This is a genomic window from Endozoicomonas sp. NE40, from assembly GCF_040549045.1.
In the GTDB taxonomy this organism is placed as follows: Bacteria; Pseudomonadota; Gammaproteobacteria; order Pseudomonadales; family Endozoicomonadaceae; genus Endozoicomonas_A; species Endozoicomonas_A lisbonensis.
This window is the reverse complement of record NZ_JBEWTB010000002.1, coordinates 2,126,381-2,141,801: the sequence shown is the minus strand read 5'-3', so window position 1 is coordinate 2,141,801 and position 15,421 is coordinate 2,126,381. Positions and strand designations below refer to the sequence as shown.

Here is a 15,421-nt window from a genome sequence, read left to right as displayed (position 1 = left end):
GGCTTCTGAATAAACAACAACCAAGTCAGGGTAGGCAAAGATTGGACTAATGCAATGACTGACTTGATGATTGAATGTTCGATAGAGAGAGTCTGTGCCTGTTACCCATCAATGCAGCAGATCAGGCCATTATTGTTTTAGGCGGGACTGAGGTCACTTTCTAACAGGCTTGACGATTTAACAATTTTATTCAGATTCCAGTTTTCCACACCCCAGTTGATGATACCCGCTGTGCTTTCATCCTCCAGACCTTTCGGAGGTTCCTGTCCCAGTGCCTGTAATGCTTTCACCAGCAGCGGCCGGGGCTCATCCACAGGCAGTTCAGGTGCCAGATTCTGCTTGCTGAGCTTGTCACCATTATCCTGAACAATCACCGGAATATGAGCATAAGACAGCCTGTTCATGCCCAGTGCTGACTGCAGACTGATTTGTCGGGGAGTGGAGTCGATCAGGTCGTGCCCGCGCACAATATGGGTAATCTTCTGAAACTCGTCGTCTACACAGACCGCCAGCTGATAGGCGTACAGTTTTTCCTTACGCTTTACGATAAAGTCGCCCAGCGTTTTCATATCAAAGCATTGCAGTCCCTGAATCCTGTCGTCGAACTGAATGACTTCATCATGGCTGTTCAGCCGCCAGGCATAAGGTTTATCCGGAAGGTCGTTGTCGATGGGAGAGGCGTTGCGGCATAGCCCCGGATAAATGCCGTGGTAAGGCTGCAGTTGCTTGCGTGAACAGGTGCAGGGGTATATAGCCAGCTGTTTTCGCAGCTGTTCTATGGCGTCTTCATAATGACTGGTGCGTTGGCTTTGATAGAGTATTTCTCCATCCCAGTGCAGCCCATAGACCTCCAGCGCTTTAAGAATTTTAGCGGTAGCGCCCGGCTGTTCTCTGGGTGGGTCGATATCTTCCATACGTACCAGCCAGGTGCCGTTCTGGTGTCGGGCATCAAGATAACTGGCCAGAGCGGCAACCAGCGAACCAAAGTGCAGAGGGCCTGTAGGAGAAGGGGCAAATCGTCCAATGTATGGCGAAGCGGTCATGGATATGAATATAGACGCAATAATAATGAAAAGTGAAGACTGCCAGATACAACATGACAGATACAAGCAAGCCGCGAAGCCCTGCATAATACCTGCATGATACGATACCATGCATGGAACAATGCGGCGGTCGCGGCTTGTTGTTGATCTGCCAGCAGGGCTTATCAGTGACCCAGCTGTTTTTCCTTGATCTCGGCCAGAGTTTTGCAATCAATGCAAAGTGTCGCAGTAGGACGAGCTTCCAGACGGCGAACACCGATCTCCACACCGCAGGAATCGCAGAAACCGTAGTCCTCTTCCTCAATTCGAGTCAGAGTCTTTTCAATCTTGCGAATAAGCTTGCGCTCACGGTCGCGGGCGCGAAGTTCCAGGCTGAACTCTTCTTCCTGACTGGCACGGTCGGCCGGATCAGGGAAGTTCGCTGCTTCGTCCTGCATGTGGTTTACGGTTCGATCCACTTCCTCCATCAACTCCTGCTTCCACTGCCTGAGGATGTTGGTGAAGTGCTCGACCTGTTTGTCATTCATGTACTCTTCGCCGTCCTTCTCCTGATATGGAGTGAAGGAACGGAGCAGATTACCTTGATCCGCTTTTTTCTGTGCTGACATGATTACAGCCTCATCACCTTTTTCTAGTAGCCGTGCTCACGCATTACTCACGGCTTTCCATCCGATGTCGGGCAAGGTTCTTTGCCTTGAGCCCGACCTCCCTGAAAGCTGAGGTCAACACTTCGGGTGCCTGATCTTTAACCAGACACTCACCTCTTGCCTTCCTAACAGAAGCGGAGAAACTACCAAAACCAATGACAATCCGCCAGAAAAATGTCATCGACTTCTCTGGTCACTGCGATGTTTATTCACTACTTATTGACATCAGACAGTAATTTCGGGAAATACCCAGTCCGCTATCTTAGAATGCAAAAATTGAATACCAAACAATAGTTTAATCACAAAATAGTATGAAATATCCAGAAATTCTTCAGGAAGGACGTTTGATCCGTCGCTATAAACGTTTTATGGCGGACGTTGAACTGGCAGATGGTCAGCAAATTACGCTGCATTGTCCGAATACAGGCTCCATGAAAAACTGCCTCTATCCCGGTAAGCGGGTCTGGTATTCCGATTCTCACAACCCCAAACGAAAATATCCCTGCACCTGGGAACAGGCTGAAATTCCAGTAATGTTCGATGGCAAGGAACGAATGACTCTGGCTGGCCTGAACACCGGCAGAGCCAACCCTCTGGTGGAAGAGTTGTTACAGGCGGGCAGGGTAACATCACTGGCACAGTACAGCACTATTCGTCGGGAAGTGAAATATGGCTCGGAAAACAGCCGGATCGATTTTCTGCTGACTCAGGATGGTCTGCCGGACTGCTTCCTCGAAGTGAAAAGTGTCACTCTGGCAATGGGTGAAGGTCTGGGATTATTCCCCGATGCAGTCACCAGCCGGGGTACCAAGCATTTGCGGGAACTCAGGGAGATTTGTGAACAAGGCGGTCGGGCCGTTCTGCTTTTCTGCGTACAGCACACCGGCATTGACCGGGTAGCTCCTGCGGATGAGATTGATCCGGAGTACGGTCAAACCCTGCGTGAAGCCATCAGGGCGGGCGTTGAAGTCATGGCCTGGGGGGCAGATATCTCCCAGGAAAGCATAGAACTCAAACGGGAGTTACCGGTTTTGATTGTTTGAAAACTAGCTCCGGTGTTGGGTGTCACTTCGTTCGACCCAACCTACTTTGGCTGTTCGGCCCTGTCTTCGGCAGGAGCCAGCATAAAGCCTTTTTCATAAGGTTTCAGCCAGATGTAATCGTACTGGCCGGACATCGCTTTCAGGCTGTTCAGTTGGTCGTTGTCTTCCATGGCAGGCAATATCAGCAGGCTTTTCACTTTGGCATCAGGGTCGGCAGCCTTGATGTAGGGCGTCAGGCCAAGGTCATGACGGGCGTGAAAAGGTCGGGTAATTAATACCGAGTTTTCTTTTACAGCCAGTAGCAGGCGAGCCATAAAGTAATCCTGCAGCTGTTGCGCGGCGAGCAGGTAATCCACTTTTTCATCAACGCCTTCCTCGGCAGCAGGGTGGCTTTGTGACATGATTTCCCTGAGCTGTCTAATCTGCTGTTCTGAAAGGGCTTTGCCAGTTTGTGTTTTCAACCACTTTCTGGCGTCCTTATCTTTCATGGATCGCAGCTTTTCCACCGGAACCGCAGCGGCGATCACAGGAATCTCCTCTTTCTCCAGCCACTCAATCAGGGTTTTGTAACGGTTATGAAGGGCAGGGCTGCGTTTTTCCAGTTGTTCCAGATAAGTCAGTTCTTCGGTGTTCAGTTTTGATTGCAGAGAATCCATGGCAACCGCTTCGAGCCATTGCTGCTGGTTCAGTTCTTTCAGAAGGTTCAGCAGCTGGTCCTGCTCACCAATAAACGTCTCGCCAACAATAATGTAACGAGCATTCTGCAAACCTTTAACCAGACCGACTTCATCAATCCAGCGCTCGTTACTGCTGTCCCATATAGTGGCGGAGTCTGATGGCGCAGTCTGATTTTTTGTCAGCTGGGTGCAGCCTGCCAGTATAAAAGCAAGGTAAAGAAACGCTATTTTGGTCAGTCTTGTCATGGCACGATCCTCTGAACAGGTCCCGGATCGTGTTTTGCCCGTCAGTGGGTAATGACTAAAGGGCAGTGATGTTCTGGATGATCCGACACGGAAATATGAATGTTGAACACAGAGTAGACCATTTCCGGTGACAAAACGTTCCATGGCCCGCCCTGTGCCGCGACCCGTCCATTTTGCAGAATGACCAGCTGGTCAGAATAGCGGGCAGCCAGATTGAGGTCATGCAGAATAACCATTACACCCAGCCCCTGCTCATCAGCCTGTTGTCTGGCAATTTGCAGGGTCAGTTGCTGGTGGGCCGGGTCAAGGGCTGATGTCGGTTCGTCCAGCAGCAGAAAACGATCTCCACTGTCACACCTGTCCCAGATTTGTGCCAGCACCCGTGCCATGTGAACCCGCTGGCGCTCTCCACCCGACAGCGTGGTGTACTGCCGATGACTCAGATGGCAGGCATCAACCTTGTTCAGAGCCCGTTCAACAATCGACAGATTTTCCTGCCGGTTGCTGGAACAGGGTGTTCGTCCCAGCAGAACCACTTCCTGAACGGTAAAGGGAAAACTCAGGGAGGACGATTGCGGCAACACACCCAGCATCAGGGCTTTTTGCCTGAGATCCCAGTGTTCCCGGTGGTTAAGCAATACCTTTCCGGACGAAAGCGAGCGTTCCCCGCAGGCGACTTTAAGCAGTGTGCTTTTTCCCGCGCCATTAGGACCCAGTACCGTCACCACCTGACCCGGTTCAACCCTGAGGCTGACATTATCCAGCAATGTTTTGCTGCCCACGTTCACCGTGGCATTTTGAACGTCCAGAGACATCAGGCTATCCTCTTGCGTTGCTGCCACAGCAGGGAAATAAAGAACGGCGCCCCCATCAGGGCCGTGACAATGCCGATGGGCAGTTCTGCCGGGCTGACAATCACACGGGCCACCATATCCGCCAGCAGCAGCAGGGTTCCACCCAGCATGGCGGAAGCCGGAAGCAGAACCCTGTGATCAGGGCCAACCATTAACCGGATCAGGTGCGGCACCACCAGACCGACAAAGCCAATCACTCCGGCAACAGAAACCGACACACCCACCACCAGGGCTGTTAACAGAATCAGGATCAGTTTAGCTTTCTGAACGTTGATACCAAGATGGCGAGCCTCTGACTCTCCCAGCAACATGGCATTCAGAACCGAACCATAGCGACACAGCAACAGCACAACGGGAGCCAGCAGCGACAGACAGATCATCACCGAGTTCCAGGTGGCTCCGGCAATGCTGCCCATCTGCCAGAAGGTAAGGTTTCTAAGGGTGGCGTCGTCAGAAATATACGTCAGAACCCCAAGGCCCGCACCAGCCAGGGCAGTAATGGCAACACCAGCCAGCAGCATGGTAGCCACTGACGTGCCGTTACTGGTCGTTCCCATTTTATATACAACCAATGTCGTCAAACAGCTGCCGATAAAAGCCAGCAGCGACACACTGTAGTTCTGGATCAGGGCGGGGAAGTCGCTCAGTAACACACCGCCCAGAACAATCGCAATGGCTGCTCCCAGAGCCGCACCACTGGCAACGCCGATGATGCTGGGGTCTGCCAGAGGGTTTCGAAACAGTCCCTGCATGGCAGCACCACCGATAGCCAGAGAACTGCCAACCAGTACACCCAGCAGGGTTCTGGGCAGACGAATGGACTCGACAATTAAACGGGTATGTTCCGGAAGATCACTGTGTATAAATCCCAGACGTTCCAGCAGCAGACTGATGATATCCCCTGCAGGAATAGAAACCGGCCCTGTTCCAACAGAGAAAATCATGGTTAATGGCAGAATAATGCCCAGGCCGACCAACAGCCCGGTCGACTTACGACTTTGGTTCATTATTGAGTTCCGGGGGGACAGTTCTGGTTCTGTCCGGTTTCAGGATTCAGAAGTGAAAAAAGCCTTTGCCAGCTCTACCGCCAGTTCTCCGGTCCTGGGGCCAAGCCCTCCCAGCAGCATACCCGGATCAATGGCAATCAGACGTCCGCTTTTGCCAGCCGGAGTCTGTTTCAAAATGGGTTGCATGTCTATCAGCTGTTGCGGTGTTGTGCCTTTGCCCTGATCTGAAAAAACCACAACATCCGGTGCCAGCATCAACAGGGCTTCATTGGACAGGGGTTTATAGCTGGAAAACTGCTCTGCAGCAGGATTAACCCCGCCCGCCAGCTCAATCAGGGCATGGGCTGATGTATCAGAACCTGAAACCGAAGGGGTGCGTCCACCCATTGCCAGCATAAACAGTACTTTTGGCTTTTTCTGTTCACCTGCAATAGCCCGGGCTTCGGAAAGCGATTCTGAAACAGACTTCCAAAGGCGTTTACCTTCCTGTTCCCTGTCCAGCAGTTTTGCCAGTGATTCAATGCGCAGCTGAATATTGTCGGCATTGTTTTGCAGAGGCAGGGCAGAGATCGTCAGCCCTGCTCCTTTTAACTGCTCAATGGTGGCGGGTGGTCCCATGTCGTCGGTGCCAACCAGAATGGAAGGGTTCATGGCAAGAATCCCTTCCGCTGAAAGCTGTTTGTGATACCCAAGCTTTGGCAGGCGGTGGACTTCTGCCGGGTAAACGCTGGTGGAATCAACGGCAATGAGCTGATCACCCGCCCCAAGGGCGTAAATGATTTCGGTAATGCCGTTGCCCGCTGAGATAATGCGGGGAGGGGAAGTTTCTTTTGCCTGAGCCGCCGTGGAGAACAGGGCGGCTATCATGATCATTGTTATTCTTTTTAAGGCTTTCACAATCAGGTGTCCTCCATTAATACCTGTGCTGCAGTGATGTCGTGTTCACTGAGAAACATCATCAGTTTGACCAGGTTCCCCAGTGGTGCCTCTTTGTCACCCGCTACCAGAACCGTGGTATCCGGTTCTGCCTCGACTTCAGTCAACAGTGCAGTGGTAAAGGCTTCAAAACTGTCGTAACGTTCTTCAGAAACCGCCCAGGGCTTACCTTCAGAAAGAATACTGACTGTCAGCGTTTTCGGCTCGTGGGTCACTTCAGCCTGTTCCCGGCTGGCTTCCGGCAGATTCACTGGCAGGCTCAGTGTCTGGGCGTTTGCCGTAAACAACAGAAAGACCATCACGATAAAGACGACATCCAGCAACGGGGTCAGGTCAGCCGCCGGGAAGGATGCACTGGTTTCTTCACCGTCGTTAATGCGAATCATGCCGGCACTGCCTCGGAACAGGTAGTGGCTTCGGTTTCATCGGCCAGACCGTGTTCGTCCATCTCCAGACCTTCCAGCAGCAGGTTGGCGTGGTTCATGGCAAACTCCAGACGCGCCATGTAATGGTTCGCCCATACGCCCAGGCCGTGTGCCGCTGCCAGAGAAGGAATGGCAACAATCAGACCAAATGCGGTAGTGAACATAGCCACCCACAGGCCATCCGCAAGAATATCCGGTGTCACAGGACCCTGAACGGCTGCGATATTACGGAACATTTCAATCAGACCCATCACGGTACCCAGCAGACCCAGCATTGGTGCCAGAATACCAATCAGCATCAGGGGCTTGAGCCAGGAGTGCAGGTGGCGTTTCTGCTTGAGCAGCCATAGACCCGCCACTTCTTCACGCATTTCTTTGTTGACACTGTTGTGACTCAGCAGAACGGCAATACCCTGTCGTATGCCTTTGCCGTTACGAAGGTTTTTGCACACGCTGTTTTTGGTGTTGCGGCAGCTGGCGCAGCCACGTACTTCACTGAACAGTTTATGCATACTCTTCCGGTTCAGGGACGGCAGCATGGCATACGTCAAAAGCCGTTCAAGAATCAGGGCAAAGCTCAGACAGGACGCAATAGCTAGCGGCCACCCCATCATTCCCATTGAAGCAATCTGTTCAGCGATCATGTGTGTCTACCTGCTTAATCTTTTCTCTCACGAAAAGTACTTGTTTAATTCAGTTGGAAAGCCACCGGTACGTGTACCCGTGACTGAACAAAAAGGTTGTTACGTCTCTGGGGTTTAAATTCCCAGTTCTCTACAGCGGCAATGGCTGATTTGTCGAGTGCATCGAAACCGGAAGATTCCAGCACCGAAATGGTTAATGCCCTGCCATCTTCATCGACGGTGACTTCCAGCATGACAACACCCTGCTGGTTACGGCGCTGTGCTGAGCGGGGGTAACGGGGCTGGGTCCAGTTGACGATTTCCGGTTCACTGACAAAGACCGGTTCGTCGTTAAGGCCTTCGACCTCGGTTTCCTCAAGGGCGCTTGCCACCACCTGTTCCATGACCGGTTCAGGAATCTCTTCCTCAACAACTTCTTCTTCGGGTTCCGGTTCCGGGATCGGGTCGGGAATAACCAACGTGTCTTTCTTGGGTTCTGGTGGTTCGGGTTCCGGCTCCGGCTCTGGAGGCGGCTCTATTTCCGGTTTTGGCTTTGGTTCTGGCTGAGGCTCTGGCTCAGGGAGCGTCACGGTTGAAAATGTCATGCTGATCGGCGCTTTGACACTGCCCATGCTGATGGTGTGCTGCTCCTCTTCCGTCGCATAGATGAGCTGATACGCCACTGCGGCATGAGCGGCAATGGAAGCAAGCAATGTAAAAATCAGTTTCCCAGGCATAGTTTTTTGTCGTGACGACGAGTGTTTCCAGAAATCGTGAACAAGAGTACTTGATGTTTGTTAGTTGTTCAATGATCTAAATGATAACGATTTGCATTTAATATTGCATTTACGTAGTATCCGCAATGAAAAGAGAAGGGGTGAATAAAAACCACTCAGCTCCCCAACGACTCAAACACCAAAAACAACAAGGTTATCAATGATGTTTAACAGGAACAGGCTGGCAATTGCGGTAATGGCTGCGACCTCTGCCATGGTTAATGCTGAACAACTGCCTGCTGCGCAACCTACCATGATGCAGCAGGTCACTGTGACTGCGACTCGTACTGAAAAAGTGGTTAAGGATGTTGCGGGTTCAGTAACGGTCATTGATGAAGAGCAACTGGAAAGCAATCTGGTGCGCGATATCAAAGACATGGTTCGCTACGAGCCGGGTGTTGTTGTCAGAAATGATGGTCGTACAGGTAACAAAGGTTTCAACATCAGGGGAATCGATGAAAACCGCATCAAAATTATGATTGATGGAGTAGATCAGGCCAAAAGCTTCCAGCCCGGTGGCAACTATCTGCGCTCAGAAAGAAATTTCATTGACATAGAAGCGATTAAGGCGGTTGAGATTGTCAAAGGACCCGCTTCCTCTCTTTACGGCAGTGACGCTATTGGTGGGCTGGTGGCATTTCAGACCAAAGACCCTGCTGACTATCTGAAGAAAGAAGGTGATGATAGTTATGCCTCTGTGAAAGGCAGTTACGCAAGCGCCAATAAAGGGCTGACTGAAACGCTTTCACTGGCAAACCGCAGTGGTGATTTGGAAACCCTGCTGGTTTATACCCGCAGTGACTACGAGGAAACCAAAACACACAGTGGTGAAGATATTGATGGAAAGGGTCGGGGAAAGGCTGATCCACTGGATGCAGGGTTAAACAACCTTCTGATCAAAGCACTGTATCAATTGAACGGCGGTCATCGTTTAGGTCTGACTGGCGAATACCACGATAAAAAGACAGAGACTGTACTGAAATCAATCAAACCCGGTACAGCTCAGGAACAGGTTCTGGGTGATGACAAGAATAAGCGATCAAGGATTGGCTTTTCGCACGAATGGGACGCAGGACATCAGGCTTTCGACCGTATGAGCTGGCAACTGGACTGGCAGGATACCAGGACCGATATGGAGACCCGAATGCCTGCTTATACGAGCATGGGGATGCCTTTTGCCAATCGCCTTCAGGATTACCATTACAAAGAGCAGTCTTATCAGCTCAATGCCCAGTTTGATAAATCACTGGAAGCATCCTCAGGTAGCCATCATCTCATCTATGGTTTTTCCGCCATAAGGAAAGATGTGATCAATAAAAGCGTTTCCAATAACCTTGATACTGGAACATCGACCAGAACCGATTACATACCTGAGGTTAAAGCCAGCGGTTATGGCCTGTTTGTGCAGGATGATGTCGCACTGTCGGACAATCTGGCAGTGATTGCCGGTGCGCGCTACGACCGGTTTGATTATGACCCGGAGACTACTGCAGGTTTTGCCACGCCAAGTAAAGGGCTTGATAAGGGTAAAGCCACTGCAAAGCTGGGTGTGGTCTACAAACTGCACCCGGATGCCAGCCTGTTTGCCCGCTTCAGTCAGGGCTTTAAGATGCCGGATGTCAACGACCTGTATCATACGGTATCGAACCATGGTTATACATTTCTGGCCAACCCGGATTTAAAGCCTGAAGAAAGCAACTCGTTTGAGCTGGGGATTCGTGGTCATCATCGCTATGGTGAATATGAGCTGGCTGGATTTTTCAACCGATACAAAAACTTTATTGAACGGGTCACATTGGTTCCCTATGCACCACCACCCAATGCTTCATCAGCCGTGTATCAGATGCAGAATGCTGAAAAAGCAGAAATCTGGGGATATGAGTTGAACACCCGCCTCTGGCTGGATGAAGCTATTGGAGCTCCACAGGGAACAACACTGAAGGCAGCGCTGGCCTACGCCGAGGGTGAGAACACAGAGAAGGATACTCCACTTAACAGCATCTCACCTCTGAAGGTTGTGTTTGGCTTAGCCTATGATGCCCCCTCGGATGTCTGGGGCGGTGAGCTCAACTGGACACTGGTGGCAGCAAAGGAAGAAAAAGACATTGCCAGAGGTCTGGATGGAGAGAAGTACTATGAAGCTCCGGGGTATGGAGTGGTTGATCTCACGGCTTATTACAAGCCAGCCAGTCAACTGACCCTGAGCGCCGGGTTGTTTAATCTCACTGATAAGCAATACTGGATCTGGGACGATGTCCGCGAAGTGGCTCAGACAGGTCGTTCAGCAACACCACGATCAGGCCTTGACCGCTACGCCCAGCCAGGCCGCAATTTCTCAATCAGCGCAAAGTACGTATTCTGACGTCTTTCACAATTAAACGATCTCCACGCTTTCGGGCTTCTCAATGGGAAGTCCGTTTTTTTATATGGGTTGCAGGGAAAATAAACAGTTTTTGTAATTTGACATGGGTCAAGGCGAAGGGATATAGGTATAAAACCAAATGATAATGATTTGTATTTGGATGTTTCTTTACATACTATCGACCTCGCTTGGTCATAGTGAGCTGGCCTTACCATCATTCCATTTATTTGTGCTGTTAGCAGAATGGATGTCGGCGCACTGAACTGAACGACTTTATACATTCAGTAGTCTTGAGAAGAAGTACAGACGCACATGAATCCATCCCAGATCCGAAAGAGCAGCCTTTCTGTTGCTATTGCCTCTATCGTTGCGACGACAGCTGTCGCACAGGAAGCACCGAACACCCAACCCACCCTGATGAACCAGGTAACGGTGACTGCAACCCGTACCGAGCGTGAGCTGGACGATGTGGCGAGCAGTGTGTCGGTGGTGACTGCTGAGGATGCTGAGAAGAACATGGCTCGCAATATTCAGGATCTGGTGAAATACGAACCAGGTGTAAATGTGACCAGCGACAGCCGTTTTGGTCTTGGCAGCGTTAATGTCCGTGGTATGGACCAGAATCGTGTCAAGATTACTGTTGATGGTGTTGATCAGGCGGGCTCGTTTGGTTACCAGAAGTTCATTCAGGCTCCTCGTAACTACTTCGATATTGAGAATATGAAAGCAATGGAAGTGGTGAAAGGACCATCTTCCACACTCCATGGTGGTGATGCTATTGGTGGTGTTGTTGCATTTGTAACCAAAGACCCTGCTGATTATCTAAAACCAGAAGGTGATGACAGCTATGCTTCTGTAAAAGCTGGTTATAACAGTTCTGATTCCAGCTTTAATGAAACAGTCACTTTTGCTAACCGCACAGGTGATCTGGAAAGCATGCTGACCTACACCCGCCGTGATATGAAAGAGCGTAAAAGCTATGGCGGCAGGGGGGGAGAAGGTGCCGGCCGTGAAAAGGCCGATCCTTTAACAGGCTCCAGTGACAGCCTTCTGGGTAAACTGCAATACCAGCTCAATGACGATCACCGTATTGGTCTGACTGGTGAGTGGCAGGAATCACGCACCGAGAGTGATCTCAAATCGTTGGCTGGCGATACCATTGGCGGCACTGAATACCTCAGCGCAAACTCTGATGATAAAAGTAAACGTCACCGTCTGGGCTTTTTCCATGAATGGGAAGCCAATAATGCCGCATTTGATGAAATGAAATGGTCTTTCAACTGGCAGAAGAGTCACACAAGACAGAAGACGTATGACACAGTAATAGAAACAGAGGGCATGCTACGGCCCACTAAAGTTCAATATGACCGCCTGAAAGATTACTACTATCAGGAAGACAGCCTGCAACTTGATGCCACCTTCAATAAGTCATTCGACCTGGCACATAGCTCCCACTATGTAACCTATGGTATCAGTCTGGAACAAACCGAGCAGGATAACCTTAATAAGACTTACTACAGCGAAGGTGAGGTTATCAGTGGTCCCGGAACTCCGGGACGAGATCCATACAGCCCTGCCCGCTATGCGCCAGTCTCTACCACTAAGCAGCTTGGATTTTTCCTACAGGATGAAATTGGCTTAATGGCTGACCGCCTCATTCTGACCCCGGGTATTCGTTACGACCGGTTTGATGTATCCAACAAGGTGGATCAGTACACACCTGACTACGCAGACCCGACAGCACTGGATGATAAGACCTACGATAGCTGGACAGCACAGATCGGAGCAGTTTTCGAGATTAATGATACCTGGTCTGCTTTTGCCCAATACAGTCAGGGTTTCAGTACTCCCAATCTGTTTGATATGTATTTCGAAGAGCACATGCCGGCAGGTATGCCTGTCTGGGTTAAGCCAAACCCCAATCTGAAGCCTGAGGAAAGTGACTCTTATGAAATAGGTTTAAGAGCCAACTCCAACCTCGGTAGCATGGAAGTCACTGCATTTTACAATGACTACAAAAACTTTATCGAACGGGTGACCATTGAAGACTCTGATTATGCCTTCGGTGTTTACCAGTCCCAGAACATCAGTGATGCGACAATCAAAGGGGTAGAGTTCAAGGGTATGCTCTGGCTTGATGAAGCAGTCGGTGCGCCTCGTGGCACAAGGTTGAATACAGCCATTGCCTGGAGTCAAGGTCGGGGTACTCGCGTAGCCAGTGACTACAGCGTCCATAAAGATGAGCCACTGAACAGTATTTCACCATTAACTGCTGTTGTTGGTTTGGGCTATGACGCACCGACTAACGATTGGGGTTCAGACCTGACGTTAACTTTGGTTGCTCGCAAAAAGAGCAGCGACATTTCAGAACTCGACCGGGACTCCGATATGGGAGACACCAATGACAGTGGAGACCAGTTTGCCACATCTGGTTATGGTCTGGTTGACCTGACGGCTTACTATAAGCCTCATCAGGATGTAACAATCAATGCTGGTGTCTTCAATGCGTTCGACAAGAAATACTGGCATTGGGATGATGTGCGTGGTCTCTCAGAAAATTACGCTGGTCTCAACCGCTACACCCAACCCGGCCGAAACTACTCCGTCAGCGTGAAATGGGAAATCTAATTCTAACTCTGACTGTTTAATAACCAGAAGGCGCACCAGCGCCTTCTGGCGTTTCTGAAGATTTATACGGACTTGTACACAACATGACCAAACCAGTTGTTCTGACGGAAGCCATGACAGGTCGTTCAGTGCCTGATCCCCTGCGCCATGCGTTCGACCTGAAAACCTCTGCCCACAGCCGTGGTGCCGGTACACCTCTGCCGCCTATGATGTGGCAGGAAAGCTGGAACCAGCTGATGTCCAAACCTTTTGGTGAAGGCAGGCGAGCTGCGTATTTCCATATTCCTTTCTGCCGTACCAAATGTTCTTACTGTGGTTTCTTCCAGAACACCACTAAAGCCGACATGGTCGAAAAATACGTCGACTATCTGGTACGTGAAATCGAAATGACCGCCCAGCTGCCTAATGTGCAGAGCGCTCCGATTCAGGCGGTTTACTTTGGCGGCGGTACACCGACCGACCTGACCGCTGATCAGATTCGCCGTCTGGGTAAAGTGATTCGTGACAATCTGCCACTGGCAAACGACTGTGAAGTGACGTTTGAATCCCGTTTTAATGGACTGACCGATGAAAAGATTGATGCCTGTGTAGAAGCTGGCTTCAACCGTTTTTCCCTGGGTGTGCAAACCTTCAACGGTGAAATCCGTCGCAAGATGAGCCGTATTGATACGGAAGAAGTACTCACCGAACGTCTTCAGAAACTGATGTCCACCGGGCAGATTGCCGTGGTGGTTGACCTGATCTTTGGCCTGCCTTACCAGACCATGGACGACTGGCTGAAAGACCTGGATAAACTGGTTGAAAGTGGCATCGATGGTGCTGACCTGTATCAGCTGATTCTGATGGGCAATACCCGTATGGCAGCCAGTATCGAAAAAGGCAGCATGCCGGAACCGGCGAATACAGCTGAAAAAGCCGGACTGTTCAAGGCCGGTATCGAACACCTGAATAAACACCACTACCGTCGCCTGAGTGTCAGTCACTGGGGTCGTACAACCCGTGAACGTAACATATACAACCATCTGTCCAAGTCCGGTTGTGACGTGATTCCTTTTGGTTCCGGTGCAGGCGGCAATATTGCCGGTCACAGCATGATGCTACACCGCAAACTGGATGACTATTTTGCCGCTATCGACAACGGTGAAAAACCGGTGATGGGTGTGGTGGCTCCGAGTTCTCTCCACAAAGCCTTTGGTGCTGCGGGTGCTGCCTTTGATCTGGGGTACCTGAACCTGAAAGAGATGGACAGGAGTGGTTTTGAATTCAGCATCCGTTGTGAACCGCTGTTTGAAGAGTGGGTGAACAACGGTCTGGCTGAACGTTCCGGGCATTATCTGAACCTGACGCTGGCCGGGCAGTTCTGGGCAGTGAACATGAACCAGGGTCTGCAGGCTTATATGCTGGAGCTGACAGAAGAAGTCGCTGAGTCTGGTGGTCATATGGGTGGTCATCATTTGTCAGGTAGCGAGAAACCTGATGACGAGCTGGAAAAGCTGATGGCGAAAATGCCAAAGAGCATGCTCGACAAAATGCCTAAAGGTCATAAGGGTTTTACCGGTAAGGAAGACATTCCATCCGGTTGCCCGGTACACAAATTAATTAACTGGATTCGCAAATAAAACGGTCTCTAAGGGAAGTAAAACAAATGAACACTCAAGAAGCTGTACGCAAACTGATTGCTGAAAACCCGGAAAAACTGCCAGCGGAAATCGCTGCCGAGCTGAACATTTCCGAACTGGAAGCCGTTTCCAACCTGCCGGAAGAAATGGTAGCCCTGCTGGACGGTAGCCTGTTTGAAACCCTGACCGAAGAGTTTCGTACCTGGGGTGAAGTGCTGACGGTGATTGATGTGGAAGGCCATATCTTTGAACTGGCTGGTGTTTTCCCTAAAGGTGGCAAAAAATTCGGTTACTACAACATGAGTGACCGTGACACGCCACTGAAAGGTCACCTGAAGCTGGACGGTTTCAGCAAAATTGCCCTGGTATCCAAACCTTTCCATGGCGTTGATACAAAATCTGTGCAATTTTTCAGCCATGCTGGTAAAACAGTCTTCAAACTTTATATTCGTCGCAACAAAGACAAAAGCTTTGTTGCCGAACAGCTGGAAAAGTTTGAAGCACTGAAAAAGCTGGCAGTTTAAGAGCAAATAGC

Annotated in this window: 15 protein-coding genes; 5 read left to right on the top strand and 10 right to left on the bottom strand. The window is 50.5% G+C overall.

Annotated features, from left to right (window positions below):
- Positions 1-137: 137 nt before the first annotated feature.
- From gluQRS to V5J35_RS10635, 3 genes are all read right to left on the bottom strand, one after another.
- On the bottom strand, positions 138-1,043 hold the full coding sequence (gluQRS, locus tag V5J35_RS10645) for a tRNA glutamyl-Q(34) synthetase GluQRS (protein WP_354011206.1): 906 nt from the start codon (positions 1,041-1,043) through the stop codon (positions 138-140).
- Positions 1,044-1,207: 164 nt separating this feature from the next.
- Positions 1,208-1,651, bottom strand: a complete 444-nt coding sequence (gene dksA / locus V5J35_RS10640; protein WP_354011205.1) for an RNA polymerase-binding protein DksA — start codon at positions 1,649-1,651, stop codon at positions 1,208-1,210.
- Positions 1,652-1,694: 43 nt separating this feature from the next.
- On the bottom strand, positions 1,695-1,871 hold the full coding sequence (locus V5J35_RS10635) for a hypothetical protein (RefSeq protein WP_354011204.1): 177 nt from the start codon (positions 1,869-1,871) through the stop codon (positions 1,695-1,697).
- 130 nt (positions 1,872-2,001) lie between these two features.
- Between V5J35_RS10635 and sfsA the strand changes: the two genes are divergently transcribed.
- The gene (gene sfsA, locus V5J35_RS10630) at positions 2,002-2,733 is read left to right on the top strand and encodes a DNA/RNA nuclease SfsA (RefSeq protein ID WP_354011203.1); all 732 of its coding nucleotides are present in this window, start codon (positions 2,002-2,004) and stop codon (positions 2,731-2,733) included.
- 41 nt (positions 2,734-2,774) lie between these two features.
- Here sfsA and V5J35_RS10625 read toward each other — a convergent pair whose 3' ends face one another.
- Genes V5J35_RS10625 through V5J35_RS10595 form a run of 7 tightly spaced genes read right to left on the bottom strand, consistent with a single transcriptional unit; the run spans position 2,775 to position 8,238 of the window.
- Complete coding sequence (locus tag V5J35_RS10625) at positions 2,775-3,656, bottom strand: ChaN family lipoprotein (RefSeq protein WP_354011202.1); 882 nt, start codon at positions 3,654-3,656, stop codon at positions 2,775-2,777.
- A 41-nt stretch (positions 3,657-3,697) separates the two neighbouring features.
- The gene (locus tag V5J35_RS10620; RefSeq protein WP_354011201.1) at positions 3,698-4,471 is read right to left on the bottom strand and encodes a heme ABC transporter ATP-binding protein; all 774 of its coding nucleotides are present in this window, start codon (positions 4,469-4,471) and stop codon (positions 3,698-3,700) included.
- Positions 4,471-5,517, bottom strand: a complete 1,047-nt coding sequence (locus tag V5J35_RS10615) for a FecCD family ABC transporter permease (protein WP_354011200.1) — start codon at positions 5,515-5,517, stop codon at positions 4,471-4,473. Before V5J35_RS10615 ends, V5J35_RS10620 begins: the two co-directional genes overlap by 1 nt.
- Before the next feature lie 39 nt (positions 5,518-5,556).
- Positions 5,557-6,390, bottom strand: a complete 834-nt coding sequence (locus tag V5J35_RS10610; RefSeq protein ID WP_354016338.1) for a heme/hemin ABC transporter substrate-binding protein — start codon at positions 6,388-6,390, stop codon at positions 5,557-5,559.
- A gap of 26 nt (positions 6,391-6,416) precedes the next feature.
- Positions 6,417-6,839, bottom strand: a complete 423-nt coding sequence (locus V5J35_RS10605; RefSeq protein ID WP_354011199.1) for an ExbD/TolR family protein — start codon at positions 6,837-6,839, stop codon at positions 6,417-6,419.
- Positions 6,836-7,522, bottom strand: coding sequence for a MotA/TolQ/ExbB proton channel family protein (locus tag V5J35_RS10600; protein WP_354011198.1), 687 nt, complete (start codon positions 7,520-7,522; stop codon positions 6,836-6,838). The genes V5J35_RS10605 and V5J35_RS10600 overlap by 4 nt, the downstream gene beginning before the upstream one ends.
- A 44-nt stretch (positions 7,523-7,566) precedes the next feature.
- Positions 7,567-8,238, bottom strand: coding sequence for an energy transducer TonB (locus V5J35_RS10595; RefSeq protein ID WP_354011197.1), 672 nt, complete (start codon positions 8,236-8,238; stop codon positions 7,567-7,569).
- Positions 8,239-8,437: 199 nt separating this feature from the next.
- On the opposite strand from V5J35_RS10595, the gene V5J35_RS10590 reads away from it, so the two are divergent.
- From V5J35_RS10590 to hutX, 4 genes are all read left to right on the top strand, one after another.
- On the top strand, positions 8,438-10,639 hold the full coding sequence (locus tag V5J35_RS10590; RefSeq protein WP_354011196.1) for a TonB-dependent hemoglobin/transferrin/lactoferrin family receptor: 2,202 nt from the start codon (positions 8,438-8,440) through the stop codon (positions 10,637-10,639).
- A 312-nt stretch (positions 10,640-10,951) separates the two neighbouring features.
- Complete coding sequence (locus V5J35_RS10585; protein WP_354011195.1) at positions 10,952-13,267, top strand: TonB-dependent hemoglobin/transferrin/lactoferrin family receptor; 2,316 nt, start codon at positions 10,952-10,954, stop codon at positions 13,265-13,267.
- 83 nt (positions 13,268-13,350) lie between these two features.
- Entirely contained in the window at positions 13,351-14,886 is a 1,536-nt protein-coding gene (gene hutW, locus V5J35_RS10580) for a heme anaerobic degradation radical SAM methyltransferase ChuW/HutW (RefSeq protein ID WP_354011194.1), read from the top strand.
- A 26-nt stretch (positions 14,887-14,912) separates the two neighbouring features.
- Positions 14,913-15,410, top strand: coding sequence for a heme utilization cystosolic carrier protein HutX (gene hutX, locus V5J35_RS10575; RefSeq protein ID WP_354011193.1), 498 nt, complete (start codon positions 14,913-14,915; stop codon positions 15,408-15,410).
- Positions 15,411-15,421: the final 11 nt, after the last annotated feature.